Genomic DNA, 22988 nt, shown 5'->3' with positions numbered 1-22988 from the left:
AGGCTGTCCGAATAGGAGTTCGAATAGCGGCTTTCGTAGGTCAGTTCCTGCCACTGGCGGACCATGCCCATCCATTCGTTGTTGAGAACGAAGACCTTCACCGGCAGGCGGTACTGCGTGGCGGTGCCCAGTTCCTGAATGTTCATCTGGATCGAAGCGTCGCCCGCAATGTCGATCACCAGCGTTTCCGGGAAACCGGCCTGTGCGCCGATGGCGGCGGGAAGGCCATAGCCCATCGTACCAAGGCCGCCCGAAGTGAGCCACTTGTTCGGCTTCATGAAGTGGAAGTACTGTGCCGCCCACATCTGATGCTGGCCGACCTCGGTCGAGATGATCGGTTCGTGCGCCTTTGTCAGCTCATAGAGACGTTCGATGGCATACTGCGGCATGATCGCGCTGGATTTGCGCGGATAGGCAAGGCTTTTGCGGGTGCGCCAGCCATCGATGCGGGCGTACCATGCTGAAAGATCCTGCGCCTTGTAGCCGCGCTGGTTCCAGGCGTCGATCAACTGGGCAAGAACCTTGCCGCAATCGCCGATAACGGGAAGGTCGACGGCCACAGTCTTGTTGATCGACGCACGATCGATATCGATGTGGATCTTCTTGCTGTTGGGCGCAAAAGCATCGAGGCGGCCGGTAACGCGGTCATCGAAGCGCGCGCCGACGCAGACGATCAGGTCGGCCTGATTCATCGTCAGGTTGGCTTCATAGGTGCCGTGCATACCCAGCATACCCAGCCATGCCGGATGGTCTGCCGGGAAAGCGCCAAGGCCCATCAGCGTAGAGGTGACAGGCGCACCGGTGATAGCCTGCAATTCACGCAGAAGGCGCGTTGCTTCAGGGCCGGAATTGATCACGCCGCCGCCAGTATAGAACACCGGGGCCTTCGCCTTGGCGATCATTTCGATCGCATCGGCAATCTCGGTCGCGCCACCTTCGGTCTGCGGCGTGTAGCGGTTGCGTTGCTGCGGGGCGGCGCCGGTCCAAGCGGCCAGTGCGATCTGTACGTCCTTGGGGATATCGATCACGACCGGACCGGGGCGACCTTCGGTGGCGATGCGGAACGCTTCATCGATGGTCGCAGCAAGCTGCGCGGGGTCTTTGACCAGATAGTTGTGCTTGGTGCAGTGACGCGTGATGCCGACCGTATCGGCTTCCTGAAAAGCGTCCGATCCGATCAGGCCGGTCGGAACCTGCCCGGTGATGACCACCATCGGAATCGAATCCATGAAAGCATCGGCGATGCCAGTGACCGCATTCGTCGCGCCGGGGCCCGAGGTGACGAGGACAACGCCGGGCTTGCCGGTGGCGCGGGCATAGCCTTCTGCCGCATGGGCAGCGCCTGCTTCGTGCCGGACAAGGATGTGGCGGATGCGTTCATCGCCGAACAGCGCATCGTAGATCGGCAATACCGCGCCGCCGGGATAGCCGAACACGAATTCGACGCCCTTGGCGACAAGGCTTTCGACCAGAATCTCCGCGCCGCTGCGCTCGGTTGTCACGTTACTTCACCCTATCTTCGCGTGAGGGGCCGATAGACCCGTTGTCACGCCGGAAAAACAAAAATTTCGGTCCGGCTGCGGTTTAAACGCGCCGACCCCGATCTTCAAAAATTTCGGCCCGGCTGCGGTGTAAACCGCGCCGGGCCGTCTCTCCCTTTCGGGTGCTTGATCGACATGCGAGATGGACCAGGCAATTGACGGCCTGCTACTTGACATAAAATGAGGTGTCAAGCGGCTATATGCGCAATAAACTTGCTGCATATTCGATGTCAATGGAATTTTCGTACTCAACCCTTGGCCAATCGACCGGATTCTGGTGTCGGAGCCACGTAAATTGCCGCTTGGCATAGTTGCGCGTGGCTTGCTGACCTGCGGCGATGGCAGTTTCTGCGGGGATTTCGCCGCGCAGGAAGGCCGTAATCTCCGGCACGCCGATGGCGCGCATCACTGGCGCCGAATCGCGCAGGTTCCGCGTCAGAAGAGCTTCGACTTCGGCCAGGGCACCATTCTGCCACATCATCTCAAACCGCAGATCGCAGCGGCGATAGAGCCATTGGCGTTCAGGCAGGAGAATGATCGGTGCAAGATCAATGGCATCGCCAATGCCGCCGCTTAGCTGTTGCTGCCAATGCGCCAGTGGCAGACCGGTGGATCGCACCACTTCAAGCGCACGGGTTATGCGCTGGACATCGGCGGGGGCAAGGCGGGCGGCGCGGTCAGGGTCTTCGGCCTGAAGTGCGGCATAGGCATCGGCAACGGGCAGGGCACGCACGCCTTCGCGCACGGCAGGATCGATTTCAGGAACCGGGGCAATACCATCAAGGAGGGTGCGTATATAAAGGCCCGTACCGCCTACCAAGATCGGCAGGGCATTGCGGCCAAGGGCAGTGGCGATTTCCTGCCGGGCCGCATTTGCCCAATCTGCGGCGGAGCAAGGCTGTGCGCCATCCCATGCGCCGAACAGGACATGAGACACGCCCTGCATCTCTTGCGCCGAAGGCCTTGCGCTAAGGAGGGCAAGATCTGCATAAACTTGCGCGCTATCGGCGTTGATCACCACCGCCTCTTGCCCCTGCGCCATTGCGCGCAAGGCGATCTTTACCGCCAGATCGCTCTTGCCGCTGGCGGTCGGCCCTGCGATGAGCGCCACGCGCGGCTTTGCCGCCGGATCATTCACGTTCTCGCTCTGGAAGGATTCTTCGTTGATCATCGCGCGCCTGATAGCAGACCCTGAGACGCTTGGTGACAATCTCTCGCTTGCGATGGAAATGATAGAGGCGCGCGACTGGGAAGTGGCAGGGGCCGGGATGCTGGAAACCTGCGAAGACGTGCTGGAACTCGAAGTGGTCGAGGGGAATCCGGCGGGTATCCGCGAAATTCTCGATCAATGCTTTCCTGAAAGCGACCTGCTGCTGAGCGAAGGCACCATCGAAGTGCCGAACCTTTTCGTGTCGGACATGGATTCGACGATGATCGGGCAGGAATGCATCGACGAACTGGCCGATTTCGCGGGGCTTAAAGAGCGTATCGCCGCGATTACCGAACGTGCGATGCAGGGCGAACTGGATTTCGAATCCGCCTTGCGTGAGCGAGTGGGACTGCTCAAGGATTTGCCCGAAAGTGCGATCACGCAGTGCCTGGATGAGCGCATCCGCCCGATGGATGGCGCGCGCACGCTGGTTTCGACGCTGAAGGCACGTGGATGCCATACCGTGCTGGTCACGGGCGGCTTCCATTCGTTTGCCGATCCCGTGGCAGAACTGCTGGGATTCGATCGGGTGGTGGGCAACCGTCTTGGCCTGCACGAAGGTGTGCTGACCGGAGGACTGGTCGGCGGGATCGTGGACAGTTCGGTCAAGAAGAAGGTTCTGCTGGAAGAAACGGAGCGCCTTGGCGGTGAGGTCTTCAGCCTTGCCACGGGCGACGGCGCGAATGACATTCCGATGATCGAAGTGGCCAGTTATGGCCTTGCCTATCGCGCCAAGCCCAAGGCGCGCGCGGCAGCCGATGGGTGGATCGACCGGGGCGACTTGACCGCGATCCTTTCGTTGCTCGGCGTGCCGCGTTCGGACTGGGTGATGGGCTGATCATGCGAAGGCAGACACTGGGCGCTTTCGACGTGCGGCCAGCCTGAGAGCGAGGGCGGTGAGGGCGAGCGCGGTCATCGTCATGCCGATAAGGCGTGTTTCTGGCACGGGAATCCGTTTCGCGTAGGCCAGTGTGTAGATCAGCCAGATGACGTGGATGCCGGTGCTGTGCAGCCGCTTCCAGTTACGGCCCAGCGCGCGCATGGCCGCTTTGCTTGAGGTGAGCGCCATCAGCAGAATAAACACGTAGGCGATCCCACCGGGGATTAGCGATGCGATGCTCCGTGGTTCCGGGTTGAGGCTGGTGGCGACGACGAGCGCCACGAAATGCACGGTGTGGCTGGCGGCAAAGCCAAGGCCCCACCAGCGCCGGTCCCGCAGCAGCGCGCGGCTCCACGGGGCGGGTGCCAGCTTGACGAGTGAGGAGGCGAGGTAGGCCGCGAGGAAAATCGGGAACCCGACGCGGGCGGTCCATCGCGCGGCAAGGCCCCAGCCTTCGAGTGTGTTGCCGCCGATCAGCAGCCCTGCGGCAAACACCGTGAGGGCTGCAGTTGTTGCAAACGCGGTCGGCCATGTGCGTGACATGTGTCTCTCCCCAATCCCGTCGCGCAGGGTGCATTGCTGGCAGTGCTTGGGCAAGCGCGATTGCGTGTTGGGCGATTGACGATCTATTTACAGTGTTGTTAATATAGCTATGAATAAGGAATCCGGGAGAATCATCGTGAACGCTATGGCCAGTGCGTTACGTGCCGACCTGCCCATTTATGACGAGCGCCGCCCTGAAATGCGGCTGCAGCCGCTAAAAGCGTGGCACCATTTCCAGAACCTTTTGAAGGATAAGGAAAACACCGAAGAGGTGTTTTACATCTTCGAAGCCCTGCCGTGGCGCAATTTACGCGGGCGGGCCGAAGCGTTCCTGCGGAGCGAGCGCGGGCAGGCGCTGCGTGCGCGCGAGCCGTATCTTCCGGCCATTCTCGATGATCACGCCGCGCTGCGACAGACGCCGAAGGGATCGCTGGCCCATGCCTATTGCGATTTCATGGAAAGCGAAGGACTGACAGCGCAGGGGCTGGTTGACGAGTTCGACCGCTTTGCGAGCAAGCGCGAAAGATTTGAGGACCAGTTCCTGTGGTATCTCAACCGGATGCGCGACGTGCATGACATGCTGCATGTGTTGACCGGCTATGGCCGCGATGCGTTGGGCGAAGCTTGTGTATTGGCGTTTACCTACAGCCAGCAGCCGTCACCGGCCCATCTGTTCATTGGTTATATGGCAGGGCTGAATATCAACAAGCAGACGCGCCGGAGTGCGCCGGTGTTGCGTGCTGTTCGCGAAGGACAGAAACTGGGCAAGGCATGTCCGCGTTTGTGCGAACAGTCGATCACCGAACTGCTGCCCCTTCCGATTGACGAGGTGCGCCGCAAACTCAACATCACGCCCGCGACGCGGTATCGGGAGGCGCACACGATCTGGCGGGGGATGGGGATTGATCCCTATGACCTGTTGGGCAAGAACGCGGAAGCGAAGCAGGCGGCCTGAAGTTCAGATCGCCGCAATCAATGCCTGCGCTGCAGCGGGGTTTCGCTCTTTTGCGCCTGATATAAATAGCACGTAGGCATCGCGACCGCACTCTGCCCATTGATGAGCGCGATCAGCCCAATATGCAATTCTGGCAGCGTCATATCCCGTCAGGCATTCGGGTGACGACTGCTGTAGCCGAGCGTAGGTGAAATCGGCCGTCTGCTCTTCGAACTGCGGGAAATCGGCACTGTCTGCGAATACGACCGCCATGTTGCGTTCGCGACAAAGATCGAAAAATGCCTCGTCGCGGAAGCTTTCGTCACGCACTTCAAGCGCATGACGTAGCTTGATACCCGCCTGTGATTCTGGAACCAGATCGAGAAATCCGGCAAAATCATCGCGCTCAAAGCGCTTCCCATCGCGGAATTGCCAAAGGATCGGGCCGAGCTTGTCACCGAGTTCGGTAAAGCCTTGATCCATGAATTTCGCGATGGAATCCGCACCTTCAGCCAGAACCTTGCGCGCCGTCGTGAAGCGTGAGGCTTTCAGGCTGAAACGGAAGCCATCAGGCGCGATTGCGGCCCAGTTTGCAAAACTCTGCGGCTTTTGACGGCCATAGTAGGTAGCGTTGATTTCGATGCACGTCAGTTGCGAGGCGGCATATTCGAGTTCGCGCTTTTGCGGCAGGCCTTTCGGGTAGAAAGCCCCGCCGCGCCACGGTTCGTAGGTCCATCCGCCGATCCCGACATGGATGGACCCTTGCGTCATGCTTCCATCCACTCGCGGAAGAAGGCTTCGTTGGCTTCGCGCAGCGTGGCGACCGGGACCGAGAAGCCGGGACCGGATACGGCATCGCCGCCTGTGGTGCCAATGCGGGTCATCGGGATGCCTGCGGCCTGAATGGTATCGGCAACGGCGCTCGTCACGATGTAACGGCCCTGATCTTCACCGAAAGCGGTGAACTGGTCGCCGATTTCCTCAAGCTGGCAGCCGATGCCGCTGGCCATCGCCATTTCGGCAAGGGCGACCAGCAGGCCACCGTCCGAAACGTCGTGAACGGCACTGACCTTGCCCTGTGCAATCAGATCGCGGACAAATTCGCCGTGACGGCGTTCCATCGCAAGATCTACCTTGGGCGCATCGCCATCCTCGCGACCGTGGATTTCACGCAGCCAGAGCGATTGGCCGAGGTGGCCGTTATTCTGGCCGATAACGAAAATCGCTTCGCCTTCAGCCTTGAACGGCACGGTCGCCATCACCTCGTGGTCGAGCATCAGGCCGACACCGCCGATGGCTGGTGTGGGCAGAATGGCCGAACCGCCGCCTGTGGCCTTCGATTCGTTGTAGAGTGAGACGTTGCCCGACACGATCGGATAGTCGAGCGCGCGGCAGGCATCGCCCATGCCGGTCAGCGCTTCCACGATTTGCGCCATGATTTCAGGGCGCTGCGGGTTGGCGAAGTTCAGGCAGTTGGTGATGGCCAGCGGTCGCGCGCCGACCGCACAGATATTGCGGAAGGTTTCCGTCACGGCCTGCTTGCCGCCCTCGTAAGGATCGGCATAGCAATAGCGTGGGGTGCAATCGGTGCTGATGGCCAGCGCCTTTTGCGTGCCGTGGATGCGCACGACGGCGGCGTCCCCGCCTGATTTCTGCAGCGTATCCGAACCGACCTGCGAATCGTATTGCTCGAAGATCCAGCGACGGTTGGCGAGATCCGGGCAGCCGATCAGCTTTACCAGATCGTCGCCGAGATCAGCGCTCTGCGGGACGGTGCCAAGCGGAGCGACGTTGGCCCACGCCTTGTAGTCAGCCAACGACAGGGCCGGGCGATCATAAAGCGGTGCGTCTTCGGCCAGCGGGCCGAGCGGAATGTCGCAAACCACTTCGCCCTTGAACGTCAGCACCATGTGGCCCGTGTCGGTCACTTCGCCGATGACGGCGAAATCGAGTTCCCACTTGCGGAAAATCGCCTCGGCCATTGCTTCCTTGCCGGGTTTCAGCACCATGAGCATGCGCTCCTGGCTTTCCGACAGCATCATCTCGTAGGGGGTCATGCCTTCTTCGCGGCACGGCACCTTGTCCATGTCGAGAATGATGCCTGCCTTGCCGTTGGTCGCCATTTCGACCGATGAAGAGGTGAGGCCTGCTGCGCCCATGTCCTGAATCGCCACGATAGCGTCAGTCGCCATCAGTTCGAGGCAGGCTTCGATCAGCAGCTTTTCGGTGAAGGGGTCACCCACCTGTACGGTGGGGCGCTTCGCTTCCGAATCTTCGCCAAAATCGGCGCTGGCCATCGTTGCGCCGTGGATGCCATCACGCCCGGTCTTAGATCCGACGTAGACGATGGGGTTACCAAGCCCGGTGGCTGCGGAGTAGAAAATCTTGTCCGTGTCGGCGACGCCAACGGTCATGGCGTTGACAAGGATGTTGCCATCATAGGCAGGGTGGAAGTTCGTCTCGCCACCCACGGTTGGCACGCCAACGCAGTTGCCATAACCGCCGATGCCCGCGACGACGCCCTGCACCAGATGCTTCATCTTCGGATGATCGGGGCGACCAAAGCGCAGCGCATTCATGTTCGCCACGGGGCGCGCGCCCATCGTGAAAACGTCGCGCAGAATGCCGCCGACGCCGGTTGCCGCGCCCTGATAAGGTTCGATGTAAGAGGGGTGGTTGTGGCTTTCCATCTTGAAGATGGCAGCCTGTCCATCACCGATGTCGATCACGCCCGCGTTTTCGCCGGGGCCGCAGATAACCCAAGGGGCTGACGTGGGCAGCTTCTTCAGGTGGATACGGCTCGACTTGTAGGAGCAATGCTCCGACCACATGACCGAAAAGATGCCAAGTTCGACAAGGTTCGGTTCACGACCGAGCGCGTGGAGGACGCGCTGGTATTCTTCCTCGGACAGCCCGTGGGCGGCGACGACATCTGCGGTGATCTCGGACATGGCGCGCGCCTTAGCGATATGGCGCGCAAGAGGCTAGTCTTAACCTGCGAATTTGAGCGCGACCCATGTTGCCGCCGTGGCAGCAACAGTTGTGGCGAACGTGCCCCAGAGCACATCGATCACCGTTACGTGAACCGGCCAGCGTGCCAGCACCGCCTGACTGGTAAGATCATATGTCATGTAACACATCGCGCCGAGGATCGCGCCATTCAGCGCCGCTGCCCCTACGCCTTGTGCAAGGCCCGGTCGAATGGCGAACCAGACCATGCCTGCAAGGTAGAGCACATAGAAAACCAGCGCTGGGGCGAGACGGAACTGGGTGGCAAGCAAGTCTCCAAGTGCGGGCCGATAGAGCTTTGGCCCGGCCCAGCCGAGCCAGACTGCATCAAGCACACCGAACACCACGGCGGCAGCGACATAGGCGATAAGGTATTGCATTGCCGACAACTCTCCCCGCTGACTGCGGATCGAAGCTTGACCGCACCCCTATGCCCCGTCAATGCTGCCCCAATGGGAACCGTACCTGATATCGCCAGCCTCAGCTTCGAAGAGGCGCTCAAGGAACTTGAAAACGTCGTCCGCCGACTCGAAAGTGGTGATGCCCCGCTGGATGAATCGATCGACCTCTATGCGCGCGGCGATGCCTTGCGCGCGCACTGTCAGGCGCGGCTCGATGCGGCGCAGGCACGGATCGAAGCGATCGTGGCGGACCGTGATGGCAAGCCGCAGGCCTTGCGGCCCTTCGATGAAACCCAAGGTTGAACGAGGCGACAATCGTGGCTGAAACCGGACTGTTGAAGCCAGCGCTCCAGGCGATTGCCGAGGACATCGACAACAGCTTTGACCTGCTGCTGCCGGTGCCGAGCGACCCGCGCGACCGGTTGGTAGAAGCCATGCGTTATGCCGCGATTGGCGGTGGCAAACGCATCCGACCGTTGCTGGTCTGCGCAGCGGGCGCCCTCCACGGTGTATCGCGTGAGGCAGCAGTTCGGGTCGGCACGGCGATTGAGGCGATCCACGTCTATTCGCTGATCCACGACGATCTGCCCTGCATGGACAACGATGCGCTGCGCCACGGCAAGCCCACGGTCCATCTGGCTTTTGACGATGCCGCTGCCGTTCTGGCGGGCGATGCACTGCATGACTTCGCGTTTGAGGTTCTTTCCGACCCGGCAACGAGCGGCGATCCGTTCACGCGCATCGAACTGATCCGCACGCTGGCAACGGCAAGCGGGATGAACGGCATGTGCGGCGGGCAGATGATGGACATCGTGGCTGAGAGTTCCAGCTTCGATCTGCAAACCGTAACGCGCCTGCAGCAGTTGAAGACGGGCGCACTGCTTTCGGCCGCTGTCGAGATGGGCGCCATTCTTGGCAAGGTTCCGCCAGAAGGGCGCACGCATCTGCGCGGTTATGCGCGTGATATCGGTCTGGCATTTCAGATCGCCGACGACCTGCTCGATGCCGAAGGTGACGAGGAGGCTGCAGGCAAGGCGCTGCGCAAGGACGAAGCTCAAGGCAAGGAGACGTTTCTCTCTCTGCTGGGCGCAGATCGTGCGCGCGAACAGGCACGTTTGCTTGTCGAACAGGCGATACAGCATCTTTCCAGTTACGGCCCTGAGGCTGATCTGCTGCGCGAACTGGCGCGCTTCATCGTGGAGAGGAATCACTGATGGCGCAGCGCATTGGCGTTTACCCCGGCACTTTCGATCCGATCACGCTCGGTCATCTCGATATCATTCGGCGCGGGGCCAAGCTGGTCGACAAGCTGATCATCGGGGTGACGACCAATCCTTCGAAAAACCCCATGTTCTCGACGGATGAGCGCATGGACATGGTCACGCGTGAAGTTGCCGATCAGGGCATCGACAATGTCGAGGTGGTTGGCTTCAACGCGCTGTTGATGAAATTCGCGCGGGCACAGGGGGCCAGCGTGATCGTGCGCGGTCTGCGCGCCGTCGCAGATTTCGAGTACGAATATCAGATGGCCGGGATGAACCAGCAGCTCGATGCGGAAATCGAGACTGTGTTTCTGATGGCTGATGTCAGCCTGCAGCCCATCGCATCGAAACTGGTCAAGGAAATTGCCCTTTTCGGCGGTGAAATCGCGGATTTCGTGACGCCGCAGGTTCGGGACGAAGTTGTGGCGCGGGTGGAAAAGATGGGCCGCCTGGGCGACTATTGATTTCCCAGCCGGAAACAATCGGCAATCGTTCATTGCAGCGACAGCGCGAGCAGCCTATCGGCGCTTGACGCATTCGGGAGTTCGACGTTTTCATGGTTTCGCGCTTTATCACCGCACTCGCGCTCGGCGCTGCCCTGACGGCTTCCCCGGTTCTGGCGCAGGACAAGAAGGCTGACGCTTCCGCAGAGGCGCCCAAGCCGGTCAACTATGTGGTCAATGCCGACCAGAGCGTTGATCGCGAGAACATCCTTTACCTCGATCTTTCCAACGGCGGTCGCGTTGCGATCCGTCTGATGCCGGAATGGGCACCTACCCATGTCGAGCGGATCAAGACGCTGGTGCGGCAGGGCTTCTACGACGGGATCATCTTCCATCGCGTGATCGATGGCTTCATGGCGCAGACGGGTGACCCCACGGGCACCGGGCAGGGCGGATCGCAACTGCCTGATCTGACTGCGGAATTCAATTCGGTCCCGCATTTGCGTGGCACGGTGTCGATGGCCCGTACCAACGAGCCTAACACGGCGAACAGCCAGTTCTTCATCGTGTTCTATCCGCGTTTTGCGCTGGATCACAAATATACCAACTTCGGTCGCGTGATCGCTGGCATGGACATCGTGGACACTATCGTCAGGGGTGAACCGCCTGCCAATCCGACCAAGATCGTGCAGGCATCCATCGCGGCGGACAACAAGCCTGCGCCTGCGGCGCAGGCTCCTCAGCAGACCAAGACCTTTACCGCTGACATGCTGAGCAACTCCTCGTCGAACTGACGGGGGTCGCACAAACGCGCGTTTGCGGTTAGGGCGCAGGCCATGCGCGTAGATATCTTCGATTTCGAACTTCCGACAGAAAACATCGCCTTGCGGCCCGCCAAGCCGCGCGATTCGGCGCGTCTGCTGGGCGTACATGGTGATGGGCCGTTTCAGGACCTGAGTGTGCTGGACCTGCCCTCGCTGCTCAATCCCGGCGATGTCCTGGTGTTCAACGACACACGGGTTATCCCGGCGCAACTCGAAGGGCAGCGCGGCGAAGCACGCATCGGGGCCACGCTGCACAAGCGGATCGATCTGCGCCGCTGGCAGGCTTTTGTGCGCAATGCCAAACGCCTGCGCGAAGGCGATGAGATCCGCTTTGCCAATGGCGTAACCGCCCATGCCGAAAGTCGCCTGGATGATGGCAGCTGGACACTGTTCTTCCCCGGAGATGAGCCGGTGGAAGTCTTGCTCGAACGGGCAGGGCAAATGCCTCTGCCCCCCTATATAGCGGGGAAGCGCCCTACCGACGCGCAGGACCGTGAAGATTATCAGACGATGTTCGCGGCAAGGGACGGTGCAGTTGCGGCGCCGACGGCTGCGTTGCACTTCACGCCGCGTCTGATGGACGCGCTGGCAGCGCGTGGCATCGGCACGGAAACGCTGACGCTGCACGTGGGGGCGGGCACCTTTCTGCCGGTCAAGGCGGAGGACACCGCAGATCACCGGATGCACGCCGAATGGGGCACCATCGATGGCGCAACGGCTGACCGGTTGAATGCTGCCCGCGCTGCCGGAAACCGTGTGATTGCGGTCGGCACCACATCGCTGCGCTTGCTGGAAAGCGCAACAGGCGAAGACAAGGCGATCCGCCCATTCGAAGGTGACACCGCAATCTTTATCACGCCGGGCTATACTTTCCGCGCCATTGATGGGCTGATGACCAACTTCCATCTGCCCAAATCCACGCTGTTCATGCTGGTTTCGGCGCTGATGGGGCTGGACCGTATGCAGGCGGCCTATGCCCATGCGATTGCGCAGGGCTATCGCTTCTACAGCTATGGGGACTCCAGCTTGCTCCTGCCATAATGCGCAGTTTCCGCCTGCTCTCGCGCGGTTAGCCTGCTGCCCAAAGATATGGGAGCAGGCAGATGATTCCGGCACATGTTCCGGCCGCGCGCGTGGTCGATTTCGACATTTTCAATCCACCCGGTGTCGAGCAGGATTACTTCGCCGCGTGGAAAAGCCTGGCTGGCGGACCGGGACTGGTCTGGAGCACGGCGAACGGCGGGCACTGGATCGCGGCGCGTGGCGATGTGGTGCGAGAGTTGTGGGGCGATGCGGCCCGGCTTTCGAGCGAGTGTCTTGCCGTTACGCCCGGCCTTGGTGAAGTCATGCGCTTCATTCCGCTTCAGCAGGATGGGGCCGAACACAAGGCATTTCGCACCCCCGTCATGAAGGGCCTGGCTTCGCGCTTTGTCGTTGCGCTTGAGCCAAAGGTTGCAGAGGTCGCCCGTGAGCTGATGGAGGAGCTTCGCCCGCGTGGGGCATGTGATTTCGTGGCGGACTTCGCCGAAATCCTGCCGCTCAATATCTTCCTGTCGCTAATCGACGTGCCGCTTGAAGATCGTCCCGCGCTGCGCAAGCTGGGTGTGCAACTGACACGGCCCGATGGGTCGATGACAGTCGATCAACTGCGACAGGCTGCGGATGACTATCTCTGGCCTTTTATCGAAAAGCGCATGGCCGAGCCCGGCGACGATCTGTTCAGTCGCATTTTGTCGGAACCGGTGGAAGGCCGGGCATGGACGGTGGACGAGGCGCAGCGGATGTGCCGCAATCTGCTGTTCGGCGGGCTTGATACGGTGGCAGCCATGATCGGCATGGTCACACTGCATCTGGCGCGGCATCCAGAGGACCAACGATTGCTGCGTGCGCGCCCGGAACTGATGCCTGATGCGGCGGATGAACTGATGCGGCGCTATCCTACAGTGGCGGTCAGTCGCAACGCGGTGGCCGATGTGGAAGTTGATGGCGTGACGATCCGCACTGGTGACCTCGTTTATCTGCCCAGCGTCCTGCACAATCTTGATCCCACCAGCTTCGATACCCCGGAAGACGTGCGCTTTGACCGTGGCCTTACGCCGATCCGGCACACCACGATGGGCGTCGGTGCGCATCGCTGTGTCGGCGCGGGGCTGGCGCGGATGGAGGTGATTGTTTTTCTGCGCGAATGGCTTGGCGGGATGCCGGAATTCGGCCTTGCGCCGGACAAGCCGGTGACCATGAAGGGCGGCAATGTCGGTGCTTGCACCGCACTGCCGCTGGTATGGTCAGTGACCTGAATGTCTCAGGGTTGATCGATGGGAACGGTGCTGCCGCTGCGCAGATCAGCGGCGGCATCGCGATAGGCCCGGTCAGTTTCCAGATCGCGCACGGGCACGGAATCGATGCCTGACAGGATCGTTGTTATCAGGGGAACATCACCGCGCCAGCGCTGGTTGCGGAAATTGATCTCTGGATCGTAACGCCGCACATCGGGCAACAGCAGTGGTGCTTCAAGGCGCCCCATCGCCGCCAGAAGCTGCGCGCGGGCAAGGTATTCGTTGGCCAGCGCCCCGACATAGCTGGTGCGCACATTGAGCAGGTCGCGTGCAAGATCAAGCACGTCGAGCGTGGTCCGCGCGCCTGCCTTCTCCTGAATTACGGCACCGTCATAAGCCTTGCGTGCAGCTTCGGCGGCGGCGCGGAAATGTTCGACCGATTGCCCTGATGCGCGCCACGTGTTCCACGCCTCGGCCACGGCCTGCCGCGTATCGCGCAGAGCCGCGTCGAGCAGACGCCAATCGGCGTCGTTGGCCTGTTCCGCAGCTTCAATACGCGCACGGCGGCTACCACCGTCGATCAGTGGCACGCCAACCACGATGGCTGAGCGCAATTCGGTGGTGCGGCGATTGTTGGAGTAGGGCGTGACTGTGCCATAAGCGCCGCTGCTTTGCAGCGAGACGTTGGGATACTGCTCTGCCCGCGCTGCAGCGAGTTCTGCGCGAGAGACTTTTTCGCGCGCGCTTGCCGCCTGAATGAGCGCGCTTTCCGTTTCGGCAATGGCATAAGCCTCATCCAGCGTGGCAACGCCGGGGTCGAGCGGCGGCGGCGGAGCTAGGGTGCCGGGTAGCGCACCTACGCTTTGCAGGAAACGCGACTGGCTGGAGCCGACGCTGCCTTGCGCATTGAGCAGTTGGGCACGCCCTACCGCCACGCGGGTTTCGACCTGCTGCAGATCGGTTGACGTCACTTCGCGCACCTTGAACCGCGCCGCACTTGCCGAAAGCTGGCGGTCGAGCAGATCGAGGTTCTCGGCGCTGATATCTGCCACCGCGCGATCACGCACAAGGAACACGTAATCGCGGATCACGGTGAACATCGTCTGCGCTTCGGTGAGCCGCAACTGGTTGCGACCGAGATCGATCTGCGCCAGCGCGGACTGCTCCGAAGCAAAGCGTCGGCCAAAGCTGAACAGTGGCTGCGTGAAGATCAGCGCAGCGGTCGACGCAAATCCATCGATGGCCGCATAGTTTCCGGTCTGCAGCTGGGTGCGGTCCCACGCAAACTGGTGCCGCCCCTCAAGGCTTACTTGCGGTCCATAGGCCGCCCGTGCGCCCGGATAGAGTGCATCGGTGGACCGCAGCACACCGCGCTGGGCAAGCAGATTGGGATTGGCCTCATAGGCCAAAGCCAATGCCTGTTCGAGCCGGGTTATCGGTTGTGTGGTCTGCTCCACCGGGGAAGTGTCGGTGGCTTCCTGCGCGCGCACGGGCAAAGCAACGCATAGCGCTGCGGCCATGCCGAACGTCAGCAATCGCCCATCAATCATCGCGGAACGCTCGTGCGAACTGGTCGCGCAATGGCTTGGTGACATAGGAGATCATCGAACGGTCACCCGTTTCGATGAACACTTCGGCAGGCATACCGGGCTTGAGTGCAAGTTCGGGGTAGCGCTTGAGTTCGGCTTCCGAAATCGCGATACGTGCCGGATAAAAGCTCGCCTTGGATTCCGCATCAGTGGTGCGGTCTGCCGCCACGAACATGACTTTGCCGGTGATTTCAGGGGTGGCCGTGTTGCTAAACGCGGTAAAGCGGATGCGCGCGGTTTGGCCATCGCGAACCCGGTCGATATCGATGGGGGCGACCGCCGCCTCGATGATCAGCGTATCGCTGTCCGGCACGATTTCCATGATCACTTCGGCCGGGCGGACGACGCCGCCGATGGTGTTGAACGCCAGCTTGTCCACCACGCCATCATAAGGCGCGCGGACCAGGCTGCGGTCTTGCGCATCGCCTGCCGAAACGCTGCGGACCTGCTGCTGGTTGAGCACGGCATTCAACTGCGCAAGCTGCGTTCCCGCCTCGGAACGGCGCGTTTCGCCAAGCTGGATTATCTGTTGCCGGGCTTCGGTGATGCGGGCCTGCGCCTGCGCGATTTCGGCCTGCATTGCGCCGATATTGCCCTCGATGTCGGCTGCGGTGCGTTCCAACTGATTGAGGCGGCTGATCGTGACCAGATCCTGTTCCCACAATTCACGCACGCCCTTGCGTTCCGGCTCGATCAGCACGGACTGCTTTTCAAGGCTGCGGATTTGCGAACGCTGCGCCACGATCTGCTGATTGTATTGCGCGATGCGGGCGTTGAGTTGCGCGGCTAATCCGGCCTGTTCGGACTGGCGGATGCGGAACAGCTTTTCCTCATCAGCCATCGCCTTGGCCGCAGAAGGATCGGCGCGTCGAAGTTCGGCGGGGAAAGCGATACTGGATGAGCCAAGGCGCTCTGCTTCAAGCCGGGCACGCTGGGCCAGCATCTGATCGACGCTGAGGCTGGTGAACTGCGCGTCAGCTCCGGTCACCCGGTCGTCAAACCGCATCAGAACCTGCCCTTTGCGCACATGCTGGCCGTTGCGCACGAGGATTTCGGCAATCACGCCGCCATTGGGGTGTGCTATGCGCTTTACGTGGGATTCCACGCCGACTTGCCCGCCCGAGATGACCGCCCCACCAATTGGCACGAGCAGCCCCGCCAGCAGGAAAATTGCCAGCAACGCGGCAATGGCGATGAAAACGGAGCGCAACTTGCGTTCGACATCGGCTTCGGGATCATAATCCACGTTGAGCGCGATTGCAGGCGTGGCGTTCAGGCTTTGCTGCATGTCAGGCGCCTCAATTCACAGGTGCCGGAACGGCTTTGGCAGGAATCAGCTTCGCTAAAACTTCCTGCGTTGGGCCAAAAGCGGCAATCTGGCCGTCGCGCATGATCATCGCGTGTGACGTCCGCTCCATGATGCCGGGACGGTGCGATACGATAACCGCGATGCCTCTGCGCCCACGTATAGCCAACACAGCCTGTTCCAGCGCCGCGTCGCCATCGGCATCAAGGTTTGAATTAGGCTCATCCAGCACAACCAGAAACGGATCGCCATAGAGCGCGCGCGCAAGGCCAATGCGCTGGCGCTGCCCGCCCGGTAGCGTTTCCCCTCCGGCGCCGACTGGCGTGTCATAACCCTGAGGCAGGCGTGTGATCAGGTCGTGAACTCCGGCGGCGCGTGCTGCAGAGATAACTGCTTCGGAAACGCTCTGCGGATCGCTGTCACGCAGAGGATCGAAGCGTGAGATGTTCTCAGCTACCGTGCCTTCCAACAATTCGACCGTTTGCGGAAGATAGCCCAGAAAGCGTCCGCGCGCCGCCTCGGTCCATTGATCCAGCGCGCCACCATCAAGCCGCACATGTCCGCGCAGGGCTGGCCAGATGCCGACAAGCGCCTTTCCAAGGCTGGATTTTCCGGCACCGCTCGGCCCGATCAAACCGCAGGCATCGCCCGCCTTGAGTGCAAAGCGCACGCCGTTCACGATCGGAACCTGCGAGCCGGGCGCTCCCACGAACAGGCCTTCCACTTCAAGCCGCTCTTTGGGGGCGGGCAGGGTGGTCGCCACCTCTGAGGGCGGCGGCACTTTCGCCAGCATCTCGGTCAACCGCTGCCAGCCGTTGCGTGCTGCGATCATGTTCTTCCAGTTGGCAATAGCCTGATCGACGGGCGCCAGCGCGCGCCCGGAAAGGATCGAAGCGGCAAAGATCACGCCGCCGCTGGCGCGGTCGTTGATCACCAGCAGCGCACCGACCGTCAGAATGATCGACTGCAGGGCAAGGCGCAGAATCTTGCTGAGGCCGGTAAAGGCGGTGGCAGTGCGGTTCAGGGCGTTCTGTGTGCCGGTATAGCGGCGGTTGATACCCTCGAACCTGTCCTGCATCCGTTCGCGCATACCAAGCGCCGCCAGCAGTTCGACATGGCGCAAGTTCGCTTCGGCAGCGCCGTTGCGCATCGATGCGAGTTGCGCGACCTCCGAGGACGGCTGCTGCATGGTGCGATTGGTCAGGATTGTCAGTGAAAAGATGATCGCCGCACCGACCAGCGTGGTCACGCCCAACCAGAAATGCAGGGCAAACAGCACGGCAATGAAGAACACGATCCACGGCAGATCTATCAGTGTTGCGACGCCGCCCGACAGGAAAGCGCGAACCTGTTCCAGATCGCGCATCGGGATCAGCCCGTCACCCAGCGAGCGGTTGCCCTGAAGCCGCAATTGCGAGATGGCGTCCTGGACCCGGCGCGACAGGCGCCGGTCAAGCGCGTTGGCAACGTCGGCCAACATTCCTGCGCGAAGCGTTTCGAAATAGCCTTGAAAAAGGTAAACGGCAGCGAGCAGGGCGAGCAGGCCAAACAGTGTCGGCAGCGACCGGCTTGGCAACACGGAATCGTAGATCAACATCATGTAAAACGACCCGCCAAGTAGCAGGACGTTCAGAACCGCACTTGTTGCAATTACCGCAAAGAATACGCGCCGATAGGCCTTTGCGGCATCCCACAGTTCACCACTGCGCATCGGCCGGGTCAAGAACACCGAAATTCCCTTGTTTCGCACCATGAAGGCACTGCGGGTATGACCTGTGATTCAGCCATGTCGGCGGAAACTCCGCCTATGCAGCCCGATTCGCCCGGCCTCGTTTGCAGTGTGCTAGTCTGAATTGCGGTTTTTTGCCAAGGCATAGCTTTGCCGCCAAATCGAAGAGGCGATTTTACGGGAATATATCCATATCGGATGGATATGGCCTAGGATAGCGATAAGGCAGCCTGATTTCGCGTAAAAATGACATGGACTGTTATTTTGGGTCGGTTTGTGATTGGCGCGATGTATCAATTGCATGACGCCTTTGTACATTTTTTACTGCTGAAAATTCTCATCGAAACCCATGTTATAAAGATGACAAGTGGCGTAACTTTCGCCTGTCTCGATCCACATCGCTTGCCAGAGCAAATCCGCGCCAATATGGAATAATGCGTAAGGCGGGGCGGACGTGGTTAACGTCCGGCGAAAAGAGCCAGCGGGTTGCCAGTCGTGTTACGAGTGCCGACTCTTGCATTGTGGCATCCATTTGCGGGTTTATCCCACACCTTGCGCAGGCACCCGAAGGCTAACCGCTGGCAACCGCGCTGATCTTCCGTCCAGTTGGAATGGAGATCTGGTCATGGACGTTCTGGGCACCAACAACGACGATATCCTCAACGGCACTGAATCTGCCGAAATGATCGAGGGCCTGGAAGGCAATGATGACCTGAACGGTCTGGGTGGAGATGATACGCTGGACGGCGGTCCGGGCAACGACACCATGAGCGGGGGGAGCGGCAACGACACCTATCAGGTCGACAGTCCCGATGATCTGGTGATCGAAAATGCCGACGAAGGCACAGATACTGTCATCGTGTCCTCGGCGTACCCAGAAGGCTACGGCTATTATCTGCCCGAAAACACCGAAAATCTGACATTTCAGGAAACCGCTGTCCAGTATGGCGGGGGCAATGAACTGGACAACACGATCATCGCCAGCGCCTCTGGCTACTACCAGATCGAAGGGCAGGGCGGCAATGATACCGTCTCGGCCGCGACTGCTGGTGGGATCGGATACCTGTACGGTGGCGAAGGCAACGATACGGTCACCGGTTCGGCGACAGAAGCCGTCTCGGTAGATGAAAGCGGCTATGTATCGATCCAGCGCGAAGGCATCAGCGGTGGTGCGGGCGACGATACGCTGGTTGGTGGCGGTGGCCTTGATCAGATAAACGGTGATGACGGCAACGACACCATCACCGGCTCCGATGGCGTTGTCGATCCGTCTTACGATATCTACGGCAACCTGCAGCAGGGGCAGGGCGATCAGATCTATGGCGGCTCCGGCGATGATCAGATCCTTGCAGGCGCCGGGCACGACTATGTTTCCGGTGACGATGGGAACGATACGTTGTCCGGCGAGGATGGCGACGATCACATCGAAACGGGCACGGGTCAGGACGTCGTCTACGGGGGCGCAGGAAACGACAGAATCTACGCTTACGACTATTCCGAAGGCGGGTCGGACACGCTTTATGGCGGCGAGGGCAACGACCGCATTGAAGCTGCTTCTGCCGGATCACAGGTTCATGGCGACGCGGGCAATGATCAGCTTCTGAGCGTCAACAGCAGTGCAATCGACTGGTTCGGCGGAGACGGTGACGATACATTCCAGCAGCAGAACGGAAACAATGCCGCTGATACGATGACCGGTGGCGCAGGTTACGATACCTACGTGCTCAGCTACGGGTTTGGCGGTGTCGAGGATGTCATCACCGACTTCCAGATGATCGATTCTGGCAATGGCAGCGACACCATTGATCTGCGCAACTTCCTTTCCAGTGGTTATCTGAACAACTACGATTACGGGACCAATCCTTTCCAGACCGGCCACATGCAACTCGTGCAGGATGGCGCGGACGTTCTGCTGCAGGTCGATTCCAGCGCCGGTGGCGAAAGCTGGCAGACCATGCTGCGCCTTACCAACGTCGATCTGAATGACTGGCAGATCGGCAATCTCACGCCTGCGCTTGCCCGCAATGGGACGGTTCTCTCCACTCTGTCCGGCAGTGAAGGCGACGACTATCTGTTTGGCACGGGCGAGATGGATACGATCAATGGCGGCGAAGGTGCCGACCGCGTGTTTGGTGACTGGGGTGATGACGTCCTGAATGGCGAGGCAGGCGACGACCTGCTTGATGGCGGCGAAGGTGCCGATCAGCTGTTCGGTGGGGATGGTAACGATGTGTTCGGTGACAGTCCCGCCTCATATCTGGAAAACCGGGTGAACAAGCCTGAAAGCGCTGTGGGCGATGTAAACGCCGCAGACTTCCGCAACCAGAACGATCATGCTGACTTCCGCGACGGCGCGGTAGACACGATGACCGGCGGTGCCGGTGCCGATATCTACTACCTCGAATACAACAGCGACACCGGCGTCACCGATGTCATCACCGATTTCGATGTCAGCGAGGACGTCATCGGTCTTGCTCGCCTGCTTGAGGCGGGCAACATCTCCAGCGGCTCCAATCCGTTCGAAAACGGCACGCTCGAAGCGGTGCAGGATGGTGCGGACACGCTCATCCGCATGTACGGCTATCTCGATCTTGTCCGGCTACAGAACGTGGATTCCAGCACGCTGACAGCAGCCAACATCGATCTGGGCTTCCCGCTGGTGGGCGATCCCCAGACTCTGACCGGCACTGAGAACAGCGATTCGCTTTACGGCGGTTTCGGCCCGGATTCGATCGAGGCATTGGGCGGAAACGACTATGCTGAAGGCGGGCTTGCTGGAGACTTTATCGAGGGCGGTCTTGGGGACGACAACCTCTATGGCGGCAGCGGCAACGATACCATCCACGGTGGTGACGAAGGTGTCTATGTCTCGCCGTTGCCCGCTGACCTGACCAGCTATTTCGGGGCATTGGGCAATTCGCTCGTCAACGGGTTGGGCGGGACCGCAGGGTTTGGCGAAGCCACTGTCGGGCGCAACGACGACAACAGCTTCAACATCGGTTTCCCTGCCGAATTTGATGCCACCGATTGGACTATCGTCGGCAGCGAAAACACCGCGTTCAATCTCAACAACAATGGCTATGTGACCTTCAACGGTCTGTCGATTGCGCTTATCCCGACGGACATCGATACCCGTTCCACCGGGATGCAGCCCAGCCCAGGCGGGAACAGCACCGGCAGCAACCTTGCATGGTACGATTTCGATGCGGCCAGCAACACCATTACCGTTACCTGGGATGACGTGGGCCGCTATTCGTTCGGGACCACTCCGGTTGCCGCGCAGGTCCAGATTACCGCTTTGGGTGACGGCGATTTCGATATCGTGCTGCGGTATGAAGCGCAGGGCTTTTCGTTCAGCAACCCCAACATCACGTTGGGCGGCACGAACTACTCCCTGCCAGTCAACAGCGCGCTGCACACCAGCACGGGCAATATCGGGCAGCCAGGCGTATGGGCCTTTCAGGTCCGTGGGGGTGAATTGATCGGTCTGCCGACCAACGGCGATGGCAACGACTATCTCGACGGCGGCAGCGGCAGCGACACGCTCTACGGTGGTACCGGAACAGATACGCTTTATGGCGGCCAAGGCGACGATACTCTCTATGGTGGAGAGGGTAACGACAGCCTCTATGATTACGGCGGGGGCAACAACGCGCTCTACGGCGGTGATGGCGACGATTACCTGTCGTCCGAAAACGGCGTTTCCACTGTGGACGGCGGTGCAGGCAACGACACCATAAATTACTATGGAACGACCAGCGGTGGTGGTGGCAGCTCGGCTCTGATCGCCGCGCTGGCGGTAGGGCCGATTGAAGTTGGTGGCGAAACGGGCACCGTCATTGGTGGTGACGGCAACGACAGCATCAACGTCTATGGCGGCTCGGTCGATGTCTATGGCGGTGCCGGAAACGATACCATCCGCGCCACCTACAGTTCGGGCATTGTTGACGGTGGCGATGGCGACGATTCCTTTCAGGAAGTCGGCTATTCCGGCCAATCACGCACTTACACCGGTGGTGCGGGCATCGATACCTACGACTATCGCGGTTTCAACTGGTCAGACGCGCCTGCCGTGGTCACCATCACCGACTTCACGACCGGAGAAGGCGGTGATGTTTTCCGCCTGAACGACTTCGGCAGCCCGCCGAACTATTCCTACGGTGCCAATCCCTTCGCCACCGGGCATCTCCGTTTGGAACAGGATGGCGATGATGTGGTCCTGATGGGGGACTATGATGGCACGGACGGCACCGAGTACGATTTTGTCGAACTGGTGCGGTTCCAGAACCGCCTTGTTGCAGACTTCATTGCCGAAAACTTCGGCGGATTCGATCCTGCAGCCGACGAAGCCCTGACCGTTGTCGGTACCGAAGGCAATGACGAGCTTTATGGCGGTGCGGTCGGTGATACCATCACTGGCCTTGGCGGCTCCGATTATATCTACGGCGGCAATGGTCCCGACCAGATCGATGGCGGAGCGGGCTATGACTACCTTTATGGTGGCAGCGGAGCCGATGCGATTCAGACCGGCGCCGACGGGGCGACCGTCTATGGCGGCACGGGCGGAGATACCGTCACCGGCAGCGACAGCTACGACGAGATCTATGGCGAGGATGGCAACGACCAGATCGATGCCGGTGCGACCGGTGATTACGTTCAGGGCGGCGCGGGTGATGACACGATCACAGGCGGCGACGGTTCCGATACGTTGATCGGTGATGACTACTATGGCGGGACGCCGGGTAGTGACACGATCTACGGCGGCGCTGGCGACGATTCCATCTACCTCGACAGCGTCTATTACGGCGGTGCCGGTGGTGATGATGTCGTGGACGCGGGAGACGGCAACGACAGCATCGTGCTGCGCGGCTATTACGTCAGCAGTTCGAACAGCAGCGGTACCGATACAGTCGATGGCGGTGCAGGTGACGATACCTTCGCACAGGTCGGCACCGGGTCGGGCATCGCCACGCTAACGGGCGGCCTTGGCATCGATACCTATCAGGTGGCCGAACCGGATAGCGGCTCGGATGCGGATGTG

General features: G+C 60.6%; 19 protein-coding genes. 10 read left to right on the top strand and 9 right to left on the bottom strand.

From position 1 onward, the window contains the following. Together ilvB and miaA are read right to left on the bottom strand one after the other, a co-directional pair. A partial coding sequence (ilvB, locus tag ACOVQ0_RS06205) for a biosynthetic-type acetolactate synthase large subunit (RefSeq protein ID WP_421881595.1) occupies positions 1-1502 on the bottom strand: 1502 nt, incomplete at its 3' end. A 235-nt stretch (positions 1503-1737) separates the two neighbouring features. Further along, entirely contained in the window at positions 1738-2712 is a 975-nt protein-coding gene (gene miaA, locus ACOVQ0_RS06200) for a tRNA (adenosine(37)-N6)-dimethylallyltransferase MiaA (protein WP_421881592.1), read from the bottom strand. On the opposite strand from miaA, the gene serB reads away from it, so the two are divergent. Beyond that, a complete protein-coding gene (gene serB, locus ACOVQ0_RS06195; RefSeq protein ID WP_421881589.1) occupies positions 2705-3589 on the top strand; it encodes a phosphoserine phosphatase SerB in 885 nt (294 codons plus the stop codon). The genes miaA and serB overlap by 8 nt on opposite strands. Here the strand turns inward: serB and ACOVQ0_RS06190 are convergent, their stop codons facing one another. Next, complete coding sequence (locus tag ACOVQ0_RS06190; protein WP_421881585.1) at positions 3590-4174, bottom strand: hypothetical protein; 585 nt, start codon at positions 4172-4174, stop codon at positions 3590-3592. A gap of 145 nt (positions 4175-4319) precedes the next feature. Between ACOVQ0_RS06190 and ACOVQ0_RS06185 the strand changes: the two genes are divergently transcribed. Further along, positions 4320-5129, top strand: a complete 810-nt coding sequence (locus ACOVQ0_RS06185) for a Coq4 family protein (RefSeq protein ID WP_421881601.1) — start codon at positions 4320-4322, stop codon at positions 5127-5129. Between the two features lie 3 nt (positions 5130-5132). Here ACOVQ0_RS06185 and ACOVQ0_RS06180 read toward each other — a convergent pair whose 3' ends face one another. From ACOVQ0_RS06180 to ACOVQ0_RS06170, 3 genes are read right to left on the bottom strand one after another with little or no spacing between them, the layout of a single operon-like run. Further along, positions 5133-5879, bottom strand: a complete 747-nt coding sequence (locus ACOVQ0_RS06180; protein ID WP_421881582.1) for a DUF72 domain-containing protein — start codon at positions 5877-5879, stop codon at positions 5133-5135. Beyond that, the gene (gene purL, locus ACOVQ0_RS06175; protein ID WP_421881579.1) at positions 5876-8059 is read right to left on the bottom strand and encodes a phosphoribosylformylglycinamidine synthase subunit PurL; all 2184 of its coding nucleotides are present in this window, start codon (positions 8057-8059) and stop codon (positions 5876-5878) included. Before purL ends, ACOVQ0_RS06180 begins: the two co-directional genes overlap by 4 nt. Positions 8060-8098: 39 nt before the next feature. After that, on the bottom strand, positions 8099-8497 hold the full coding sequence (locus ACOVQ0_RS06170) for a DUF2177 family protein (RefSeq protein ID WP_421881576.1): 399 nt from the start codon (positions 8495-8497) through the stop codon (positions 8099-8101). A 72-nt stretch (positions 8498-8569) separates the two neighbouring features. Here ACOVQ0_RS06170 and ACOVQ0_RS06165 point away from each other — a divergent pair, with 72 nt between their 5' ends. The 6 genes from ACOVQ0_RS06165 (at position 8570) to ACOVQ0_RS06140 (ending at position 13344) form a co-directional block, all read left to right on the top strand. Further along, on the top strand, positions 8570-8821 hold the full coding sequence (locus tag ACOVQ0_RS06165) for an exodeoxyribonuclease VII small subunit (RefSeq protein ID WP_421881573.1): 252 nt from the start codon (positions 8570-8572) through the stop codon (positions 8819-8821). Between the two features lie 11 nt (positions 8822-8832). Further along, a complete protein-coding gene (locus ACOVQ0_RS06160; RefSeq protein ID WP_421881598.1) occupies positions 8833-9732 on the top strand; it encodes a polyprenyl synthetase family protein in 900 nt (299 codons plus the stop codon). Beyond that, the gene (gene coaD, locus ACOVQ0_RS06155; RefSeq protein ID WP_421881570.1) at positions 9732-10244 is read left to right on the top strand and encodes a pantetheine-phosphate adenylyltransferase; all 513 of its coding nucleotides are present in this window, start codon (positions 9732-9734) and stop codon (positions 10242-10244) included. The genes ACOVQ0_RS06160 and coaD overlap by 1 nt, the downstream gene beginning before the upstream one ends. Positions 10245-10336: 92 nt before the next feature. Continuing rightward, a complete protein-coding gene (locus ACOVQ0_RS06150) occupies positions 10337-11017 on the top strand; it encodes a peptidylprolyl isomerase (protein ID WP_421881567.1) in 681 nt (226 codons plus the stop codon). 42 nt (positions 11018-11059) lie between these two features. Next, entirely contained in the window at positions 11060-12088 is a 1029-nt protein-coding gene (gene queA, locus ACOVQ0_RS06145; protein WP_421881564.1) for a tRNA preQ1(34) S-adenosylmethionine ribosyltransferase-isomerase QueA, read from the top strand. Between the two features lie 62 nt (positions 12089-12150). Further along, positions 12151-13344, top strand: a complete 1194-nt coding sequence (locus ACOVQ0_RS06140; RefSeq protein WP_421881561.1) for a cytochrome P450 — start codon at positions 12151-12153, stop codon at positions 13342-13344. A gap of 5 nt (positions 13345-13349) precedes the next feature. Here ACOVQ0_RS06140 and ACOVQ0_RS06135 read toward each other — a convergent pair whose 3' ends face one another. From ACOVQ0_RS06135 to ACOVQ0_RS06125, 3 genes are read right to left on the bottom strand one after another with little or no spacing between them, the layout of a single operon-like run. Beyond that, positions 13350-14918, bottom strand: a complete 1569-nt coding sequence (locus ACOVQ0_RS06135; protein WP_421881558.1) for a TolC family protein — start codon at positions 14916-14918, stop codon at positions 13350-13352. Further along, positions 14866-16200, bottom strand: a complete 1335-nt coding sequence (locus tag ACOVQ0_RS06130; RefSeq protein ID WP_421881555.1) for an HlyD family type I secretion periplasmic adaptor subunit — start codon at positions 16198-16200, stop codon at positions 14866-14868. The genes ACOVQ0_RS06135 and ACOVQ0_RS06130 overlap by 53 nt, the downstream gene beginning before the upstream one ends. A 10-nt stretch (positions 16201-16210) precedes the next feature. After that, positions 16211-17941, bottom strand: coding sequence for a type I secretion system permease/ATPase (locus ACOVQ0_RS06125; RefSeq protein WP_421881552.1), 1731 nt, complete (start codon positions 17939-17941; stop codon positions 16211-16213). 252 nt (positions 17942-18193) lie between these two features. On the opposite strand from ACOVQ0_RS06125, the gene ACOVQ0_RS06120 reads away from it, so the two are divergent. Next, the gene (locus tag ACOVQ0_RS06120; protein ID WP_421881549.1) at positions 18194-18382 is read left to right on the top strand and encodes a hypothetical protein; all 189 of its coding nucleotides are present in this window, start codon (positions 18194-18196) and stop codon (positions 18380-18382) included. Positions 18383-18572: 190 nt separating this feature from the next. Then, a partial coding sequence (locus tag ACOVQ0_RS06115; RefSeq protein WP_421881546.1) for a beta strand repeat-containing protein occupies positions 18573-22988 on the top strand: 4416 nt, incomplete at its 3' end.

The organism is Novosphingobium sp., from assembly GCF_049240505.1.
Taxonomy (GTDB): Bacteria; Pseudomonadota; Alphaproteobacteria; order Sphingomonadales; family Sphingomonadaceae; genus Novosphingobium.
This window is presented reverse-complemented; position numbering and strand designations above follow the sequence as displayed.

Coding starts and splice junctions, on each gene's coding strand:
- miaA (WP_421881592.1), bottom strand. CDS start 2,712: ATGATCAACGAAGAATCCTTCCAGAGCGAGAACGTGAATGATCCGGCG.
- ACOVQ0_RS06190 (WP_421881585.1), bottom strand. CDS start 4,174: ATGTCACGCACATGGCCGACCGCGTTTGCAACAACTGCAGCCCTCACG.
- ACOVQ0_RS06185 (WP_421881601.1), top strand. CDS start 4,320: ATGGCCAGTGCGTTACGTGCCGACCTGCCCATTTATGACGAGCGCCGC.
- ACOVQ0_RS06180 (WP_421881582.1), bottom strand. CDS start 5,879: ATGACGCAAGGGTCCATCCATGTCGGGATCGGCGGATGGACCTACGAA.
- purL (WP_421881579.1), bottom strand. CDS start 8,059: ATGTCCGAGATCACCGCAGATGTCGTCGCCGCCCACGGGCTGTCCGAG.
- ACOVQ0_RS06170 (WP_421881576.1), bottom strand. CDS start 8,497: ATGCAATACCTTATCGCCTATGTCGCTGCCGCCGTGGTGTTCGGTGTG.
- ACOVQ0_RS06165 (WP_421881573.1), top strand. CDS start 8,570: ATGGGAACCGTACCTGATATCGCCAGCCTCAGCTTCGAAGAGGCGCTC.
- coaD (WP_421881570.1), top strand. CDS start 9,732: ATGGCGCAGCGCATTGGCGTTTACCCCGGCACTTTCGATCCGATCACG.
- ACOVQ0_RS06150 (WP_421881567.1), top strand. CDS start 10,337: ATGGTTTCGCGCTTTATCACCGCACTCGCGCTCGGCGCTGCCCTGACG.
- queA (WP_421881564.1), top strand. CDS start 11,060: ATGCGCGTAGATATCTTCGATTTCGAACTTCCGACAGAAAACATCGCC.
- ACOVQ0_RS06140 (WP_421881561.1), top strand. CDS start 12,151: ATGATTCCGGCACATGTTCCGGCCGCGCGCGTGGTCGATTTCGACATT.
- ACOVQ0_RS06135 (WP_421881558.1), bottom strand. CDS start 14,918: ATGTCACCAAGCCATTGCGCGACCAGTTCGCACGAGCGTTCCGCGATG.
- ACOVQ0_RS06130 (WP_421881555.1), bottom strand. CDS start 16,200: ATGCAGCAAAGCCTGAACGCCACGCCTGCAATCGCGCTCAACGTGGAT.
- ACOVQ0_RS06120 (WP_421881549.1), top strand. CDS start 18,194: ATGACATGGACTGTTATTTTGGGTCGGTTTGTGATTGGCGCGATGTAT.